This is a genomic window from Micromonospora sp. PLK6-60 (assembly GCF_019890675.1).
GTDB lineage: Bacteria > Actinomycetota > Actinomycetes > Mycobacteriales > Micromonosporaceae > Micromonospora.
Map to the genome: position 1 here is coordinate 82,969 of NZ_JAIOAA010000017.1, position 15,429 is coordinate 98,397.

Annotated in this window: 15 protein-coding genes; 5 read left to right on the plus strand and 10 right to left on the minus strand. The window is 71.0% G+C overall.

The window, feature by feature from the left end:
* Positions 1 to 228 precede the first annotated feature (228 nt).
* Genes K7640_RS24940 through K7640_RS24950 form a run of 3 tightly spaced genes read left to right on the plus strand, consistent with a single transcriptional unit; the run spans position 229 to position 2,494 of the window.
* Positions 229 to 624 carry a GntR family transcriptional regulator gene (locus K7640_RS24940; RefSeq protein ID WP_222957341.1) on the plus strand — a complete coding sequence of 132 codons (396 nt, stop codon included), beginning with the start codon at positions 229 to 231 and terminating at the stop codon, positions 622 to 624.
* Positions 621 to 1,520 (plus strand): ABC transporter ATP-binding protein, encoded by a 900-nt coding sequence (locus K7640_RS24945; protein WP_222957342.1) that lies wholly within the window; start codon positions 621 to 623, stop codon positions 1,518 to 1,520. Before K7640_RS24940 ends, K7640_RS24945 begins: the two co-directional genes overlap by 4 nt.
* Positions 1,517 to 2,494, plus strand: coding sequence for an ABC transporter permease subunit (locus K7640_RS24950; RefSeq protein WP_222957343.1), 978 nt, complete (start codon positions 1,517 to 1,519; stop codon positions 2,492 to 2,494). Before K7640_RS24945 ends, K7640_RS24950 begins: the two co-directional genes overlap by 4 nt.
* Before the next feature lie 60 nt (positions 2,495 to 2,554).
* On the opposite strand, the gene K7640_RS24955 is transcribed toward K7640_RS24950, so the two are convergent.
* The gene (locus tag K7640_RS24955; RefSeq protein ID WP_222957344.1) at positions 2,555 to 3,136 is read right to left on the minus strand and encodes a type 1 glutamine amidotransferase domain-containing protein; all 582 of its coding nucleotides are present in this window, start codon (positions 3,134 to 3,136) and stop codon (positions 2,555 to 2,557) included.
* Between the two features lie 237 nt (positions 3,137 to 3,373).
* Here K7640_RS24955 and K7640_RS24960 point away from each other — a divergent pair, with 237 nt between their 5' ends.
* Complete coding sequence (locus K7640_RS24960; RefSeq protein WP_222957345.1) at positions 3,374 to 4,216, plus strand: aldo/keto reductase; 843 nt, start codon at positions 3,374 to 3,376, stop codon at positions 4,214 to 4,216.
* Between the two features lie 75 nt (positions 4,217 to 4,291).
* Here the strand turns inward: K7640_RS24960 and K7640_RS24965 are convergent, their stop codons facing one another.
* The 9 genes from K7640_RS24965 to K7640_RS25005 all read right to left on the minus strand — a co-directional run bounded on the left by K7640_RS24965 (position 4,292) and on the right by K7640_RS25005 (position 14,860).
* Positions 4,292 to 5,467, minus strand: a complete 1,176-nt coding sequence (locus K7640_RS24965) for a zinc-dependent alcohol dehydrogenase (RefSeq protein WP_222957346.1) — start codon at positions 5,465 to 5,467, stop codon at positions 4,292 to 4,294.
* Entirely contained in the window at positions 5,464 to 6,366 is a 903-nt protein-coding gene (locus K7640_RS30400) for an SRPBCC family protein (protein ID WP_308042699.1), read from the minus strand. The genes K7640_RS24965 and K7640_RS30400 overlap by 4 nt, the downstream gene beginning before the upstream one ends.
* Before the next feature lie 363 nt (positions 6,367 to 6,729).
* Complete coding sequence (locus K7640_RS24975) at positions 6,730 to 7,851, minus strand: hypothetical protein (protein WP_222957347.1); 1,122 nt, start codon at positions 7,849 to 7,851, stop codon at positions 6,730 to 6,732.
* 605 nt (positions 7,852 to 8,456) lie between these two features.
* Positions 8,457 to 9,149, minus strand: coding sequence for an urea ABC transporter ATP-binding subunit UrtE (urtE, locus tag K7640_RS24980; protein WP_091427612.1), 693 nt, complete (start codon positions 9,147 to 9,149; stop codon positions 8,457 to 8,459).
* Positions 9,149 to 9,982 carry an urea ABC transporter ATP-binding protein UrtD gene (urtD, locus tag K7640_RS24985; RefSeq protein ID WP_255609897.1) on the minus strand — a complete coding sequence of 278 codons (834 nt, stop codon included), beginning with the start codon at positions 9,980 to 9,982 and terminating at the stop codon, positions 9,149 to 9,151. The genes urtE and urtD overlap by 1 nt, the downstream gene beginning before the upstream one ends.
* Positions 9,979 to 11,166, minus strand: a complete 1,188-nt coding sequence (gene urtC / locus K7640_RS24990) for an urea ABC transporter permease subunit UrtC (RefSeq protein ID WP_222957348.1) — start codon at positions 11,164 to 11,166, stop codon at positions 9,979 to 9,981. Before urtC ends, urtD begins: the two co-directional genes overlap by 4 nt.
* Positions 11,163 to 12,050, minus strand: coding sequence for an urea ABC transporter permease subunit UrtB (gene urtB / locus K7640_RS24995; protein ID WP_222957349.1), 888 nt, complete (start codon positions 12,048 to 12,050; stop codon positions 11,163 to 11,165). The genes urtC and urtB overlap by 4 nt, the downstream gene beginning before the upstream one ends.
* 75 nt (positions 12,051 to 12,125) lie before the next feature.
* A complete protein-coding gene (gene urtA / locus K7640_RS25000) occupies positions 12,126 to 13,370 on the minus strand; it encodes an urea ABC transporter substrate-binding protein (protein WP_222957350.1) in 1,245 nt (414 codons plus the stop codon).
* 407 nt (positions 13,371 to 13,777) lie between these two features.
* Complete coding sequence (locus tag K7640_RS25005) at positions 13,778 to 14,860, minus strand: substrate-binding domain-containing protein (protein ID WP_222957351.1); 1,083 nt, start codon at positions 14,858 to 14,860, stop codon at positions 13,778 to 13,780.
* A gap of 96 nt (positions 14,861 to 14,956) precedes the next feature.
* Between K7640_RS25005 and K7640_RS25010 the strand changes: the two genes are divergently transcribed.
* On the plus strand, positions 14,957 to 15,421 hold the full coding sequence (locus K7640_RS25010) for a MarR family winged helix-turn-helix transcriptional regulator (protein WP_222957352.1): 465 nt from the start codon (positions 14,957 to 14,959) through the stop codon (positions 15,419 to 15,421).
* Positions 15,422 to 15,429: the final 8 nt, after the last annotated feature.

Consider the following 15,429-nt stretch of genomic DNA (forward strand, 5'->3'; position numbering starts at 1 on the left):
GGGGATCTCGTGTTTCGCACCTTAGGCGGCCTGGGCGGCGCAGGCCAGTGCCTGGTCGCACCAGATGTGATTTTCGCGCGCCGTCGCGCACTCGACGTCGCGATCGCGGCCGAGCCGCGGGTGAACGCGCACACGTAGGGCCCAGCCGCGGTCGTGCGGGCGCGTCGGCTCTCGGAACCGCCGAATCACTGCTTTACTATGGAACTAGTAAAGCAGTAGAGGAGAACCGTGTTCATCTTCCGGCTCGACACCCACTCCGGCGTGCCGCCGTACCTGCAACTCGTCCAGCAGGTCCGCCAGGCGGTGCTGCTGGGCTTCCTCCAACCCGGTGACCGCCTCCCGCTCATCCGCGAGGTGGTCGAGGACCTGGCGATCAATCCGAACACCGTCGCCAAGGCGTACCGGCAGCTGGAGCAGGAGAACCTGGTCACCGGGCGGCCCGGCCAGGGCACGTTCGTCAACGAACAGCAGTCGGCCGTGATGTCGGCATCGACGTACACGTCGCTGCACCGCGGCCTGGCGACCTGGCTGCGCCGCGCCTACGCGGCCGGCCTCGACGAGCAGGCGGTCGACGCGCTGTTCACCTCCGTCCACCAACAGACCAGGAATGAGGACGTGGCGTGACGGCGACCGAGCTCGCGCTGCGCACCGACGGTGTGGGCAAGCGGTACCGGAAGGGCTGGGCGCTGCGCGACTGCACCCTGGCCCTGCCGGCGGGCGGTGTGATCGCCCTGGTCGGGCCGAACGGCGCGGGCAAGACCACGCTGCTGCGCCTGGTCGTCGGGTTGCTGGCACCGAGCACCGGCACGGTGCAGGTCCTCGGCCACGACGTCACCGCCAGCACCCCGCAGACGCTGTCCCGGATCGGGTTCCTGGCCCAGGACCACCCGCTGTACAAGCGCTTCACCGTCGCCGAGATGCTCCGCTTCGGCCGGGCCTGCAACCTGCGGTTCGACCAGGGGCTGGCCGAGCGCCGGCTGGCGAAGCTGGGCATCCCGCTCGACCGCAGGGCCGGCACGCTCTCCGGCGGCCAGCAGGCCCAGGTCGCGTTGGCGCTGGCCCTGGCGAAGCGGCCGGACCTGCTTGTCCTCGACGAGCCGGTGGCCAGCCTCGACCCGCTGGCCCGGCACGAGTTCCTGCAGGTCCTCATGGGTGCGGTGGCCGAAGGCGGGGTGACCGTCCTGTTCTCCTCCCACGTCGTGCACGAGCTGGAGCGCGTCTGCGACCACCTGGTCGTGCTCAACCACGGCCGGGTCACGCTCACCGGTGACATCGACACCCTCCTCGCCGAGCACCGGCTGCTCGTCGGCCCGCGCACGGCCACCGACCTCGACCGCGCCGGCACCGTCGTGGAGGCCGTCCACAGCGACCGGCACACCACCCTGCTGGTACGCGACGGCGGGATCCCGGCCGCGCCCGGCTGGCAGGCCCGGCCGGTCGCGCTGGAGGACCTGGTGCTGGCGTACCTGCGCCGGCCGTCCGAGCCGAGCGCCGCGGTCACGTCGGGGGTGGCGGCATGACGTGGTTGATCTGGCGCCAGCACCGGACCGAGATCTGCGTCCTGGGTCTGCTCGTCGGCATGTTCGGCATCGCCCTGGTCGTGCTCGGGACGCAGGCCCACGACCTGTTCCCCGGCGGTCCCGCCCGGTGTGCGGGAGAGGCCGGTGTCAACGAGACCTGCGCGGCCTCCTTCCGCCGGCTCGACGAGGAGTACGGCTACGTCGAGAACCTGCTGGCGGTCTTCTATCTGGTCCCCGTCGTCATCGGAGCGTTCCTCGGTGCGCCGCTGCTCGCGCGGGAACTGGAGGACGGCACCTGGCAGCTCGCCTGGACGCAGGCCGTGCCGCGGATGCGCTGGCTGGCGGCCAAGCTCGCGGCACTGGCCGGCGTCACCGCCACCCTCACCGGGATGTTCACCGCGGTGCTGACCTGGTTCCGTCAGCCGTTCGACGTGTGGGAAGGGCGGTTCCAGTACGACGCCTTCGACCTGGAGGGACTTGTTCCGGTGGCGTACGCGCTGTTCGCGTTCGGCGTCGCCACCGCCGCCGGGGCGATCCTGCGGCGCAGCCTGCCCGCGTTCGGCGTCGCGTTCGGGGCGTTCCTCGCCGCCCGGATGTCGGTGGCGCTGCTGGCCCGTCCCGCGTACGCCACACCGCTCACCGCCATGGAGCCGGTCGCCGTCGGCGGCTCGAAGGGCCAGGCGGGGCACCGGCCCGGGTCCGGCAACGCTTCCTGGCTGATCGAACACGGCTACGCAGACGCCACCGGGCGCCGGCTGAGCTGGACCGAGTACTACGAGCTGGAGGCCGTCGCCAACCGGGCCGGCACCAACCTCAACCAGTTCCTGCACGCGCGGGGCATCCAGCAGTTCAAGGTCTACCACCCGGCCGACCGGTTCTGGACGTTCCAGCTCATCGAGGCGGCCCTGTTCGTCGCCGTCGCGGCGGTCCTGATCGCTGTGGTGCTGTGGCGGGTACGACGCCGAATGATCTAGTGCCCTGACCACAAACGCTCCCCGGGCCGGCGGATCTACCCGGCCCGGGGCCCCACCGGGTCAGGCTGTCGCCATCTGGCGGACGTGTTCGCCCTCGGCGAACTCCTCGACCATCTTGGCGCAGAAGGCCGGAAGGTCGCTGGGGTTGCGGCTGGTGACCAGGCCGTTGTCGACCTGGACCTGTTGATCCACCCAGTTCCCGCCAGCGTTGCGGATGTCGGTGCGCAGGCTGGGGAACGAGGTGACGGTCCGGCCGTTGACCATCCCGGTTTCGACCAACGACCAGGGGCCGTGGCAGATGGCCGCGACCGGCTTCTGTTGCTGAAAGAACGCCCGGACGAAGTCCATCGCCTGCTGGTTCATCCGGAGCCGGTCCGGGTTGACGGTCCCGCCCGGCAACAGCAGGGCGTCGTAGTCGGCCGCATCGGCCTCGTTCACGGTCCGGTCCACCCGATAGCGGTTGGCCGGGTTGATGTCCTGGTTCATCGACTGGATCTCGCCGGAATTCAACGAGATCAGGTGAACCTCGGCTCCCGCCTGCTCCGCGGCGGCGCGGGACTGGGTGTACTCCACGTCCTCCACCCCGTCGGCGGCGAGACAAGCGACTCGCTTGCCGCTCAGTGGCTGCTGGCTCTGGGCCATTGGTGGACTCCCTTCGCGGTGCCGCCCCGTCGGCGGCGCATCGCTCGCTCGGGTCGCCTTCCCGGTGGGGGCACCGACAAACAGGCCAGCGAACGCCACTCGACGGCGGACAATCCGCCGGTACGCCCGCCGCCTGGAGAGGACCTGTACGGAGAAGGGTCGCGTTACGAGAGTGCTTCCCGTCGCAGCGGGTACGCAGGCTGCCCACTGCTGCCCAGGCTCCGGAAAGGCCACGACATGACCCTCGCTGCCGCCGCGATCGAACTGCCGTCCGGTCAGACCATGCCCGTGCTCGGCCAGGGAACCTGGTACCTGGGCGAGCGCCCCGCGAGCCGGCGGGACGAGATAGCCGCCCTACGCACCGGGCTCGACCTGGGCATGACCATGATCGACACTGCGGAGATGTACGGTGACGGCGCTTCCGAGGAACTCGTCGGCGAGGCGATCGCCGGGCGGCGCGCTGACGTCTTTCTGGTCGACAAGGTGCTGCCGTCCAACGCCAGCCGACGGGGAACCGTGCAGGCCTGCCGCCGCAGTCTGCAACGACTCGGCGTCGACCACATCGACCTCTACCTGCTGCACTGGCGCGGCCGGCAGCCACTCGCGGAGACGATCGAGGCGTTCGCCGAACTCGTCGACGCCGGTGACATCGGGCAGTGGGGCGTGAGTAACTTCGATCTTTCCGACATGACGGACCTACTTGAGGCGGGCGGGAACTCCTGCGCGACCAACCAGATCCTGTACAACCTCACCCGCCGCGGTCCCGAATTCGACCTGCTGCCGTGGCTGCGCGAGCACCAGATCCCGGTGATGGCGTACTCGCCCATCGAGCAGGGCCGACTGCTCGACCACCCCCAGGTCGCGGAGATCGCCGCCCGGCACGAGGCCACGCCCGCTCAGGTCGCGCTTGCCTGGCTACTGCGGCAGGCGAGGGTTGCGGCTATTCCCCGATCCGCCAACCCCGAACACACGCGGGAGAACGCGGAAGCGCGCGACCTGTATCTCACTGAGGAGGACCTGGCGGCACTCGACACGGCGTTCCCACCGCCGGCCAGCCCGCAACCGCTGGAGATGTTGTAGCCCCACCCACCGTCTCGGCGGACGCCCGATCGAGATCGGGCGTCCGCCGAGCGCGCCTTGTCACTGGTGGGGCCGTCAGGGTTTGAGGACGACCTTCTCGCAGTGGTCCTGCTTGTTCTTGAAGATGTCGAAGCCGCGTTCGGCCTCGTCGAGCGGCAGCGTGTGGGTGATGACCCGGGTCGGATCGATCTCGCCGCGCTCGATGCGCTGCAGCAGCGGCTTCATGTAGCGCTGTACGTGGCATTGCCCGGTACGCAGGGTCAGCGCTCGATTCATCCACGCGCCGGCCGGGAACTTGTCGAGGAAACCGCCGTACACGCCGATCACCGATACGATGCCGCCGCTGCGGCACGACAGGATCGCCTGCCGCAGCGCATGGGGGCGCTCCGTCTCCGACCGGACTGCCTGCTTGACCCGGTCGTAGGCGTGGATGTGCGCGGCACCGTGGCTGGCCTCCATGCCGACGGCGTCGATGCACTTGTCCGGTCCCCGCCCGCCGGTCAACTCCAGCAGTCGGGACCGCACGTCCACCTCCTCGAAATTGATCGGCGTGTGGCCCGCCCGTTCCGCCATCTGCAGCCGGTACGGCTCCTTGTCGATGGCGATGACCTTCGCGGCACCGAGCATCCGGGCGCTGTCCATGGCGAACTGGCCGACCGGGCCGGCCCCCCACACCGCGACCACGTCGGTGGGCTGGATGTCACACAGGTCGGCGCCCATGAAGCCGGTGGGCAGGATGTCGGAGAGGAACAGCACCTGCTCATCGGTCAGATCGGACTCGATCTTCAGCGGACCGACGTCGGCGAACGGCACCCGCGCGTACTGCGCCTGACCACCCGCGAAGCCGCCCGTCAGATGCGAATAGCCGAAGATCCCGGCGACCGGATGGCCGAACATCTTCTCCGCGATCCCGGCATTGGGGTTGGAGTTCTCGCAGCAGGAGTAGAGCTCGGCGGCGCAGGCGCCGCACGCACCGCAGGCGATCGGGAACGGCACGACGACCCGGTCGCCGACCCGCAGCTTGTCCGCGGGCACCCCCGAGCCGACCTCGACCACCTCGCCCATGAACTCGTGGCCCATGACGTCGCCGTCCTGCATGGTGGGCACATACCCGTCCACCAGGTGCAGGTCGGAGCCGCAGATCGCGGTGGACGTGATCTTTACGATCGCGTCGCGCTTGTTCAGGATCTTCGGGTCCGGTACGTCACGGACCTTGACCTTGTTGCGGCCCGCCCAGGTGTTCGCCCTCACGCGTCCGCTCCCTTCGCGAGTTCGGCATCCGACAGCGGTTGCGCCGGACGCTGCGGGAACTCCTTGCGGGCCCGCTTGCCCCACGGGGCGCCCTCGGAGCGGACCACCTCGCCGGTCTCCAGCACCTGCTTGAGCCGGCGCAGGTCGTCGTCGAGCTGCTGGTGCGGTTCCTCGCCGAAGTACCTGGCGACCGCCTTGCCGACCGCGCCGCCCGGGATGTCGTAGGTCAGGACGACGTGCACCTCTGTGCTGACGCCGTCCGGGGCGGGCACGAACCGGACCGTGCCCGCGTTTGGCACGTCGGCGTTCCCGGTCGACCGCCACGTGATCTTCTCTCCGGTCGCCTCGTCGATGATCTCGGCGTCCCACTCGACGTTCGTGCCGAACGGAGCGCTGGCGGACCAATGGCTCGTACGGTCGCCGGTGGCGCGGACCTCCCGGAGATGAGCCATGAACGTCGGAAGGTTGCCCAGATCGCGCCAGAACGCGTAGACCTCCCGTGCGGGCTTGCGAACCGTTGTGGTTGCTGTCAGCTCCATGGGTCCTCCTTTGCGTGCGCCCCCTACCGCCGGCGCGGCGCCGATCTCCCTCGCCCGGGTGGCTTGCACGGCGGTCAGTACATCCAGCACCGTGATCCCGAGGACGGCGCCAGTGACCCCGAGGAGCCGCCGCCGGCGGCGCCCGCGCCGGTGCGCGATGGCCATTCCGAGCGAGGTCAGGTCCATCGCGTCGCCCACGACACGGGTCCACGTCCAGGCGCTCTTCCGCCGGCTCGTCAGGAGCCCGGCCGCGTGTACCAACTCCCGCGCCCCGACCAGCGGCACCACCGCCCGAGAAGCCCGGGAGTCGTCTACGCCACTGATCCGGCGCACCGTGTCCGGCACCGTCAGCTGTGCCACGCCCAGACCGAGACTCATCCAGCCGAGCCCGCGCCCCCGCCGCTGGACCTCCTCCTGCCTTGCATCCGCTGCCTCTCGGACTGCCAGTCGAGTCACGGGTAGCCTCCGTATCCGATCGCACCTGGCCGAGCATCCCGGCTCATGGCGAACCGGGCGGCGAAATGGTGCGGCCGGCATACCCGCCTAAGACCACCTGAACCCCGCTAATCGGCCGCTGACGGAGACCGCCGCAGGCTCAACAGGGCGCCCGGAGAGGCCTGTCGTCACTGCGGTCGCCGGCGGCCAGGAGCCGACTGCCATGGATGAGCCGATCCGTGCGTGGCGCGCTCCGGCGGCTCAGTCGCGACCCGGGCCTGCGTCCGGTCACCCGCCGACAGTGGGGCTCCCGTCCCCCTCGTCCCGCCAGCCGCCGGGTTCGGGATGGTAGCCGTAAGCGGCGGCCCGCACCGTTTCCTCGTTCTCCAGCCCGGAGCCGATCGCGCCGCCGACGGTGGCCAGCGACGTGGTGATCCAGGCGAGCGTGAGGTAGTCGGTGAAATCGACCGGCCGCTGCAAGGTCTGCTCCAGCACGGAGGTGTCGATCAGCAGCGCCCCGACGAGCACCGTTCCAGCGAACAGGGCCAGGTAGGACACCGCCGTGGCCAGGGTGAGGGTGAGGATCGTACCCAGGTTGAACAGCCGGGCCAGCTCGCGCGGCGTCTCACGGTCCGGTTTCTCCCACAGGTCATGGGCGACGATCAGCCAGGTCACCAACGCGGTCAGCCCCAGCAACATGATCACGGCGAGCCGGAGCCCGCCGAGGGCGTCGCCCATCTGCCAGATGGTGTCCGTGGTGAGCGCGAACGCGGCCGTGCCGAAGGCGCCGACCAGCAGCTTGGACAGGCCCAGCAGCGCGCGTCCGGGTCGGTTGGCCCGGACCATGCCGGCCAACAGCCGCACCCGGCCGATCAGCGGTGACCCGAGGTAGCCCACCTCCCCGGTCCTGCCGACCACCTTGTGAACGGCCGTCATCCGGCCTGCCATCTCGGCCGGCACCCAGCCGGCCGGCGGTACCCGCTGGTCGGAGGTGTCGGTGAGTAGCCGGCTCACCATGTCCGGAACGGCCGCACGGGCTGCTCGCAGCTGGTGCAGTCCCAGCGCGGGCAGGGAAAGCATCGCGACCCGGCGCCGCGCGGAGGTCTGCGCGACCAGCGGCACCCCCTCGGTGTGCAGCGGCAGGTCGGTCAGGCAGATCGCGACATCCCACCGGTCGTCGGTGCGCCGTTCGGCAACGTCGTCGAGCAGCGCCTCAACGCCACCGTCGCGGCGCGGCGCCACCGCACCCCAGCCCTCCCGAACGGTCCACCGCGCGTTCGCGTCCACCCGCTCGGCGAGTCGGCCGGCCAGCTCGGCGGTGAGCCGCGCGGTCACCCGAGCCGGGTGGTCGGGCGGGGTCGCCAACAGTCCGACGACGATCTCCCGGCGATGCTCTTCGCTCTGGGTCATCGGTGGTCCTCACGGGTAGCCGGGTTCGTCGCCGTCCACCGCCACCAACCGGCTTGTCGTGAGCCTTCGACGGTTGCCACGGCGCTCCCTCCCGGTGTCGGCACGGAGGTCTTTCGCCACTCCCGGCCGGCGCAACGGCCACGATGAAGCTGCCGTCAAGCCCGATTGAGTCGGCCACCCCACCCTAGGCGAAGGCGTAGACCGCCGCCCACCGCTGGATCATTGACAGGCGACCAGGCCGCGGGCGCGCGCACCGCCGGGAAAGGGAAGCCGTCCCGCCCGATGGCATGGGTGCCCGGGCACCGGGTATCCACGGGCATGGGCAGCCAAAAGCACAACAAACACGACAGCGGTGGCGAGTCGGCGCGGGGCCGCCGGCACCCGGGCAGCGGAGCACGGGGCCGGCAGGGGGCCACCGTGGAGCACTCGCCGGGCCAGCGGCACGAGCGCACCGCGACCGGACCGGCCGGCACCGAGCGCGACCACAGCCGGTCGAAGGCGGCCCGAGAGGGGCGGGTCAACCGCCAGGGTACGGCCTGACCCGCGGCTACCCCTCCTCCCCGCGCTCGTCGATCAGCTCCCGACCTCGACGAACCCGACCCGGGTCAGACCGCGAGGGCCGCGCGCACCTCCCGCTCCGCCGTGACTCCACCGTCGCCGTGCGAGGTGACCCGACCGGATTCGAGGACGTGGTAGCGGTTCGCCACCCGCAGCGCGAACCCGAGGTGCTGCTCGACGAGCAGCACGCTGAAGCCGGACTGCCGGGTCAGCTCGACGATCCGCTCCTGGATCTCGGCGACCACCGACGGCTGGATGCCCTCGGTCGGCTCGTCGAGCATGAGCAGCCGCGGCCGGGTGATCAACGCGCGGGCGATGGCGAGTTGCTGACGTTGACCACCGGAGAGCAGCCCGGCCCGCCGCCGCAGCAGCGGACGCAGCGCCGGGAACAGGTCCAGCACCTCCGCCGTCGCCACCGCGCCGTCGCGCCGGCCGTCGGCGACGAGGCGCAGGTTCTCCGCCGCCGTCAGGTGCGGGAAGCACTGCTGGCCCTGCGGGACGTACGCCATGCCGCGCGCCACCCGCTCGTGCGGCGCGAGCCGGGTGACGTCCTCGCCGTCCAGCTCGACGGTGCCGGCGGTCGGGCGCAGCAGGCCCGCCGCGACGCGCAGCAGGGTGCTCTTACCGGCGCCGTTGTGCCCGAGCACCGCGGCCACCCCGTCGGGCGGGACGGCGAGGTCCACGCCGTGCAGCACCCGGGAACGCCCGTATCCGGCGTGCACCCCACGCAGGGTCAGCATCATGCCTCCAGACCGCTGGGGACCGACCCGGCGTCGACCGGGTGGCCGAGGTAGACCTCCTGCACGCGCGGGTCCGCCTGGACCTGCGCCACCGTGCCCTCGCTGAGCACCTTCCCCGCGTGCAGCACGGTGACGCTGCGCGCGAAGCGACGCAGGAAGTCCATGTCGTGCTCGATCACCACCACCGTGCGATCCCGGCTCACCGTCTCCAGCAGGGCGCCCGTGGCGTCGCGCTCCTCGTGGCTCATCCCGGCGACCGGCTCGTCGAGCAGCAGCAGCCGCGCGTCCTGCACCAGCAGCATGCCGATCTCCAACCACTGCTTCTGGCCGTGCGCGAGCGTGCCGGCGAGCTGGTCGGCCCGGCCGGTCAGCCCGATGGTCTCCAGCGCGGCGGCCACCTCGTCGGGGATCCCCCGCCGACGCCGGACCAGGGTGGCCCAGCTCCGGCGGGCGCCCGCCGCGATGTCGAGGTTCTGCACGACCGACAGCTCCTCGAAGATCGTCGACGTCTGGAACGTCCGGCCGATGCCGAGCCGGCTGATCCGGTGCACCGGGCGACCCAGCAGCTCCTGGTCGCCGAAGCACACCGAGCCGGTGGCCCGCACCAGACCGGTGATCGCGTCGACCAGGGTGGTCTTGCCGGCACCGTTCGGCCCGATCAGGAACCGGATGTCACCGGCGGGCACCTCCAGCGAGACGCCGTCGACGGCGGTGAAGCCGTCGAAGCTGACCCGCACGTCACGGACGGACAGCCCGTCCAGTCGGTCGCCGCTCATGCCGTGCCGGCTGGGCATGCCCGCACGGCCCTCGCTGCGCTCGGTGCGTTCGCTCATGCCGTCGGCACCTCCGCTCGCTCCGCGCGTCGTCGGGCAGTCGGGAACCACCCGCGCCGCCGCGACGCGGAGTCCGCGTCGCGGCGGCGGGCCAGCGCCCACAGCGACGCCAGGCCGCCGGGAAGGAACGCCACCACCACCACGAACAACAACCCCTGCAGGTACGTCCAGGTGCCCGGGAAACGTTCGGAGAGGGCGGTACGCGCCCAGGCGACCGCCACCGCGCCGAGCACCGGCCCGAGCAGCGTGGCCCGGCCGCCCACTGCCACCCCGATGACGAACTCGATCGACGGGACGATGCCGATGAGGGCGGGTGAGATGATGCCCACCGCCGGCACGAACAGCGCGCCGGCGAGGCCCGCCATGCCCGCCGCCACCACGTAGGCGACGAGCTTGACCGACGCCGGGTCGTAGCCGAGGAAACGGACCCGCTCCTCGCTGTCCCGCACCGCCACCAGCAGTTCCCCGTAGCGGCTGTGGATGAGCTGGCGGGCCAGCGCGAGCAGCGCCAGCAGCACGCCGGCGATGATGAAGTAGACCATCCGCTGGTTGACCGGGTCGTCCAGGTCGTAGCCGAAGAAGCCCTGGATGTCGGTGAGCCCGTTGGTGCCGCCCGTGGTCCCCTGCTGGCCGATCAACAGGATCACCATGGCGGCGGCGAGGGCCTGGCTGAGGATGGCGAAGTACGCGCCGCGCACCCGGCGGCGGAACACCAGTGAGCCGAGCCCGAAGGCGACGGCCATCGGCAGCAGCACCGTGGCCGGCAGCGCGAACCACGGGCTGGCGAACGGCCGCCACCAGACGGGCAGTTCGTCGAGCTGCCCGTACAGCTGCATGAAGTCGGGCATCCCACCGGGACCCGCGTCGGCGAGCTTGAGGTGCATGGCCATCGCGTAGCCGCCCAGGCCGAAGAAGACGCCCTGGCCGAGGGTGAGCATGCCGCCGCGCCCCCAGGCGATGCCGATGCCGACGGCCACCATGGCGACGCAGAGGTACTTGGCGAGCAGGGCCAGCCGGAAGTCCGACAGGGCCAGCGGCGCGACGGCGAACAGCAGCGCCGCGCCGAACGCGAAGCCGGCCGCCGCGCGCAGCCGCGAGCGGCCACCGGGCCGCCGCGGTGGCGGGGCGTCGGCCGGGGCCGCTGGTGTGGCGGTGCTCGGCGGCGCGGGTGTCACGGCGGTCATGCGAGGCTCCTGGTCCGCAGGGTGAACAGGCCCTGTGGCCGCCACTGGAGGAACGCGACGATCGCCACGAAGACGATCACCTTGGCGACGCTGAGGGTGGTGAGGTACTCCCCGGTGGCCTGGAGGACCCCGAGGGCGAAGGCGACGATCACGCTGCCCTTGAGCTGGCCGATCCCGCCGACCACGACAACCAGGAAGGCGTCGATGATCAGGTTGGTGCCCATGGTCGGGCCGATCGGGCCGAGCAGGGTGAGCGCCACCCCGGCGAGCCCGGCCAGGCCGGAGCCGAGAAAGAAGGTCGTCCGGTCGACCCGGGCGGTGGGGATGCCGGACACCGCGGCGAGGTCGCGGTTCTGCACGACCGCGCGGATCCGCCGCCCCAACGGGGTGAGCCGCAGCGCCAGGGTGAGGGCGGCGACGGCGGCCAGGGCCAGGGCCAGGATGAACAGCCGGTTGTTGGCGACCGTCAGCCCGCCGGGCACCGCCACGTTGCCGGTGAGCAGGTCCGGCGCGCGGGTCTGCACGTTCGGACTGCCGAAGATGTCCCGGGCGAGCTGTTGCAGCATCAGGGACACGCCCCAGGTGACCAGCAGGGTGTCCAGGGGACGGGCGTAGAGCCGGCGGATCAGCAGGATCTCCAGCAGCACCCCCATCGTGCCGGCGACCACGAACGCCACCGGCAGCGCGACCAGCAGCGACAGGCCGGCGCCGGTGATGCTCTGTTGCAGCACGTACGTGGTGTAGGCGCCGGCCATGATGAACTCGCCGTGCGCCATGTTGATGACGTTCATCTGGCCGAAGCTCAGCGCCAGCCCGAGCGCGATGAGCAGCAGCACCGCGCCGATGCTGATGCCGGTGAAGAGTTGACCGAAGAGGACTGTCACGGTGGGTACTCCGTACTGCTGGTCGGGGGGCCCGGGCGGGGCGCGTCGTCGCGGTGCCCGCCCGGGCCGGCGTCGTCAGCTCAGGCCGCTCGCCCACGGATAGGTCCTGAGGTACGGGTCCGGCGCGACCGGCTTGCCGGAGTTCCACACCTCGGTGATCAGGCCGTCCGCGCCGATCTTGCCGATGCGGGCGGTCTTGGCGATGTGCTGGGTCTTGCCGTCGACCGTGACCAGGCCCTCCGGCGCGTCGAAGGTGATTCCGTCGGAGGCGCCGCGGACCTTCTCGACGTCGAACGCGCCGGCCTTCTCGACCATCGCCTTCCACAGGTGGACGCTGACGTAGGCGGCCTCCATCGGGTCGCTGGTCGGCTTGTCGGCGCCGTACTTCGCCTTGTACGCGGCCACGAACTTGCTGTTCGCCGCGCCGGGCGTGGTCTGGTAGTAGTTCCAGGCGGTCAGCTGACCCTCCAGGTACTGGGTGCCGATGCCCTTGACCTCCTCCTCGGCGATGGACACCGACACCACCGGCATCGCGGCGGCGGTCAGCCCGGCCGACTTGTACTCCTTGAAGAAGGCCACGTTGCTGTCACCGTTGAGGGTGTTGAAAACGGCGTTCGCGCCGGACGACTTGACCTTGTTGACGATCGTGCCGAATTCGGTGGACCCGAGCGGCGCGTAATCCTCGCCGACCACGGTCATCCCGTTCGCCGCCGCGTACGCCTTGATGATTTTGTTGGCCGTCCGGGGGAAGACGTAGTCGCTGCCGACCAGGTAGACCGATTTCGTTCCCTGGGCCTTGAGGTAGTCGAGCCCGGGGACGATCTGCTGGTTGGTCGTGGCGCCCGTGTAGAAGATGTAGGGCGACTGTTCCAGACCCTCGTACTGCACCGGATAGAACAGCAGCGCCTTGTTCTTCTCGAAGACCGGCTTGACCGCCTTGCGGCTGGCCGACGTCCAGCAGCCGAAAACGGCGGCCACCCGGTCCTCGGAGATGAGCTTCTCGGCCTTCTCGGCGAAGGTGGGCCAGTCCGAGGCGCCGTCCTCCCCGACCGGCTGGATCTTCTTGCCGAGTACGCCGCCGGCCGCGTTGATCTCCTCGACGGCGAGCATGATGGAGTCGCGGACGGTGACCTCGCTGATCGCCATGGTGCCGGAGAGCGAGTTGAGCAGGCCCACCTTGACGGTGTCGCCGGAGACGTCGGCGGTGACGCCGGCCGCGCCGCCCTCGTCACTGGTCTTGCTGCCGCACGCGGTCATGGCCGCCGCGGCGACGAGGGTCATGGCACCCGCCAGGATGCGGCGGCCCCAAAGAAGTGACATCTAATCTCCCTGCGGTGCACTGAAGTAGCGAAAGGACGGTCGGTGCGGTCCGGTGGAGCTGACGTTGGCGATGCCGGGTCGACGGGTGGACGTCGCCTGTGGCCATCGGGTCGGGTACGGGCACGCAAAGCGTCGATCGGCATGATTGCGTGAGTGTTTCCCAGTCCTTAATTGACTGTTTCCCACACCCCTGCAGGCAGCGCACGCCACAATGGCCGGCACCATCCAGGAAAGACGGTGCCGGCCCTGATCAATTCGACGAAGGAATTGCCACCACAATGGTCGGCGAACAGATTTCGCCGACGGTGGACACACAATCGCGGTATCCGGGCCCGGGGCCAGATACTTCACGCAGGAAGTATCTTAGGGTCCCGTCGGGTGGACCTGTCAAGGGTCCGGCGGGACGGTCAGAGCTGGGCGAGCACGGTGAAGTCGAGACCCTCGGCCTCGGCGAGGTAGATCCGCTGGCGCACGTGCCGCCCACGCAGCCGCAGCCGACCGCGCGGCCCGTGGTACGCCACCGTGTCGGCGGCCGTCTCGATCGCCCGTACGTCGAGGGTGCGGGCCTGCCCGATCAGGGCGGCGAGCAGCATCACGCCCTCGTAGCAGGACTCCCCCAGGCTGCCCAGCGGCGGCGCCTCCACCCCGAACCGGCGGGCGAACTCGCCGTGGAAGTCGAGGGTCTCCTGCGTCACGAGGCCGGCGAAGAAGCCCGCCGTGCTGTAGAGCCGCCGCGTCGCGCCCGCCCCGCTGGCCAGCAGCATGTTCTCGTCCATCAGGGTGCTCAGCCGCAGGCACCGCTGGTCCAGCGCGGCACGCGCGAACGCCCGGTTGAACCGCACCGCGTCCGCGCCGACGAGCAGCATCACCACCGCGTCGGCCTCGCTGCGCTCGACCTGGCGCAACACGTCGTCGAAGTCGTGCGTCTCCAGCGGCAGGAACGCCTGCCCCACCACCCGACCACCGCCGCGCAGCGCGTACCGCTGGGCCGCCCGCGCGGTGCGCCGGGGCCACACGTAGTCGTTGCCCACCACGAACCAGCGGCGCACGCCCTGCTCCCCCGCGAGCAGCCGCATCGCGGGCCACAGCTGGGCGTCCGGCGTCTCGCTGGTCAGATAGACCCCCTCGGTACGCTCACCGCCCTCGTACAGGGCGGTGTAGACGTACGGCACGCGGTGCGCGACCCGGGGCGCGAGCGCCTGCCGCACCGAGGAGATGTGCCACCCGGTCACGCCCTGCACCGCGCCCACCGACACCAGCGCCTCGACCTCGGCGGCCACCTGGGCGGGCGGGGCGCCACCGTCGACCGGCACCAGCCGCACCTCCCGGCCCAGCACCCCACCACCGGCGTTGATCTCCTCGACCGCGAGCTGGGCGCAGAGTTCGCAGGTCGGGCCGAACATTCCCGCCGGCCCGCGCATCGGGTACACCAGCGCGATGCTGACCACGGCCCGATCGACGGTGAGCCACGGCGGTGCCGGCGCGGACATGAGCCCATGATTGCCCGGCCGACCCGGGAAAACCACAGCTCACCACGGACCGGGACGACTCGGTACCATGGCAGGGCCACCGGCCCAGGGAGTTCCATGTCAGACGTGCCCGGGGCGCCAGCCGACCTGCTGCGCTCGCTCACCCGCGCCGAACGGCTGCTCTCCCGCCGGTTGGCCGCCGTGCTGGCCGACGACGAGCTGACCACCGAGGCGTGGCGGGTGCTGTGCCTGCTCGCCGACGGTCAGGGCCACCCGATGAGCGAGGTGTCCGCCGAGGCGTCGTTGCCGCCGGGCACCCTCACCAAGCTGGTCGACCAGCTCGTCGACCGTAACCTGGTGTTCCGGCGGATCGACCCGCTGGACCGCCGACGGATCCGGGCCTACCTGACCACCCGGGGCCGCCGCGAGCACGCCCGCGTCGACGAGCGGATCCGGGCCAGCCTCGCCGAGGCGGGCGTACCGGCCGACACCGCCCTGCTCGACCACCTCGCCGACCTGATCGCCCGACTCGACCCGGCCGGTCGCCGCGACCACGCCGAGGCGGCCGGCCTTCACCGCTGACTCCCGCT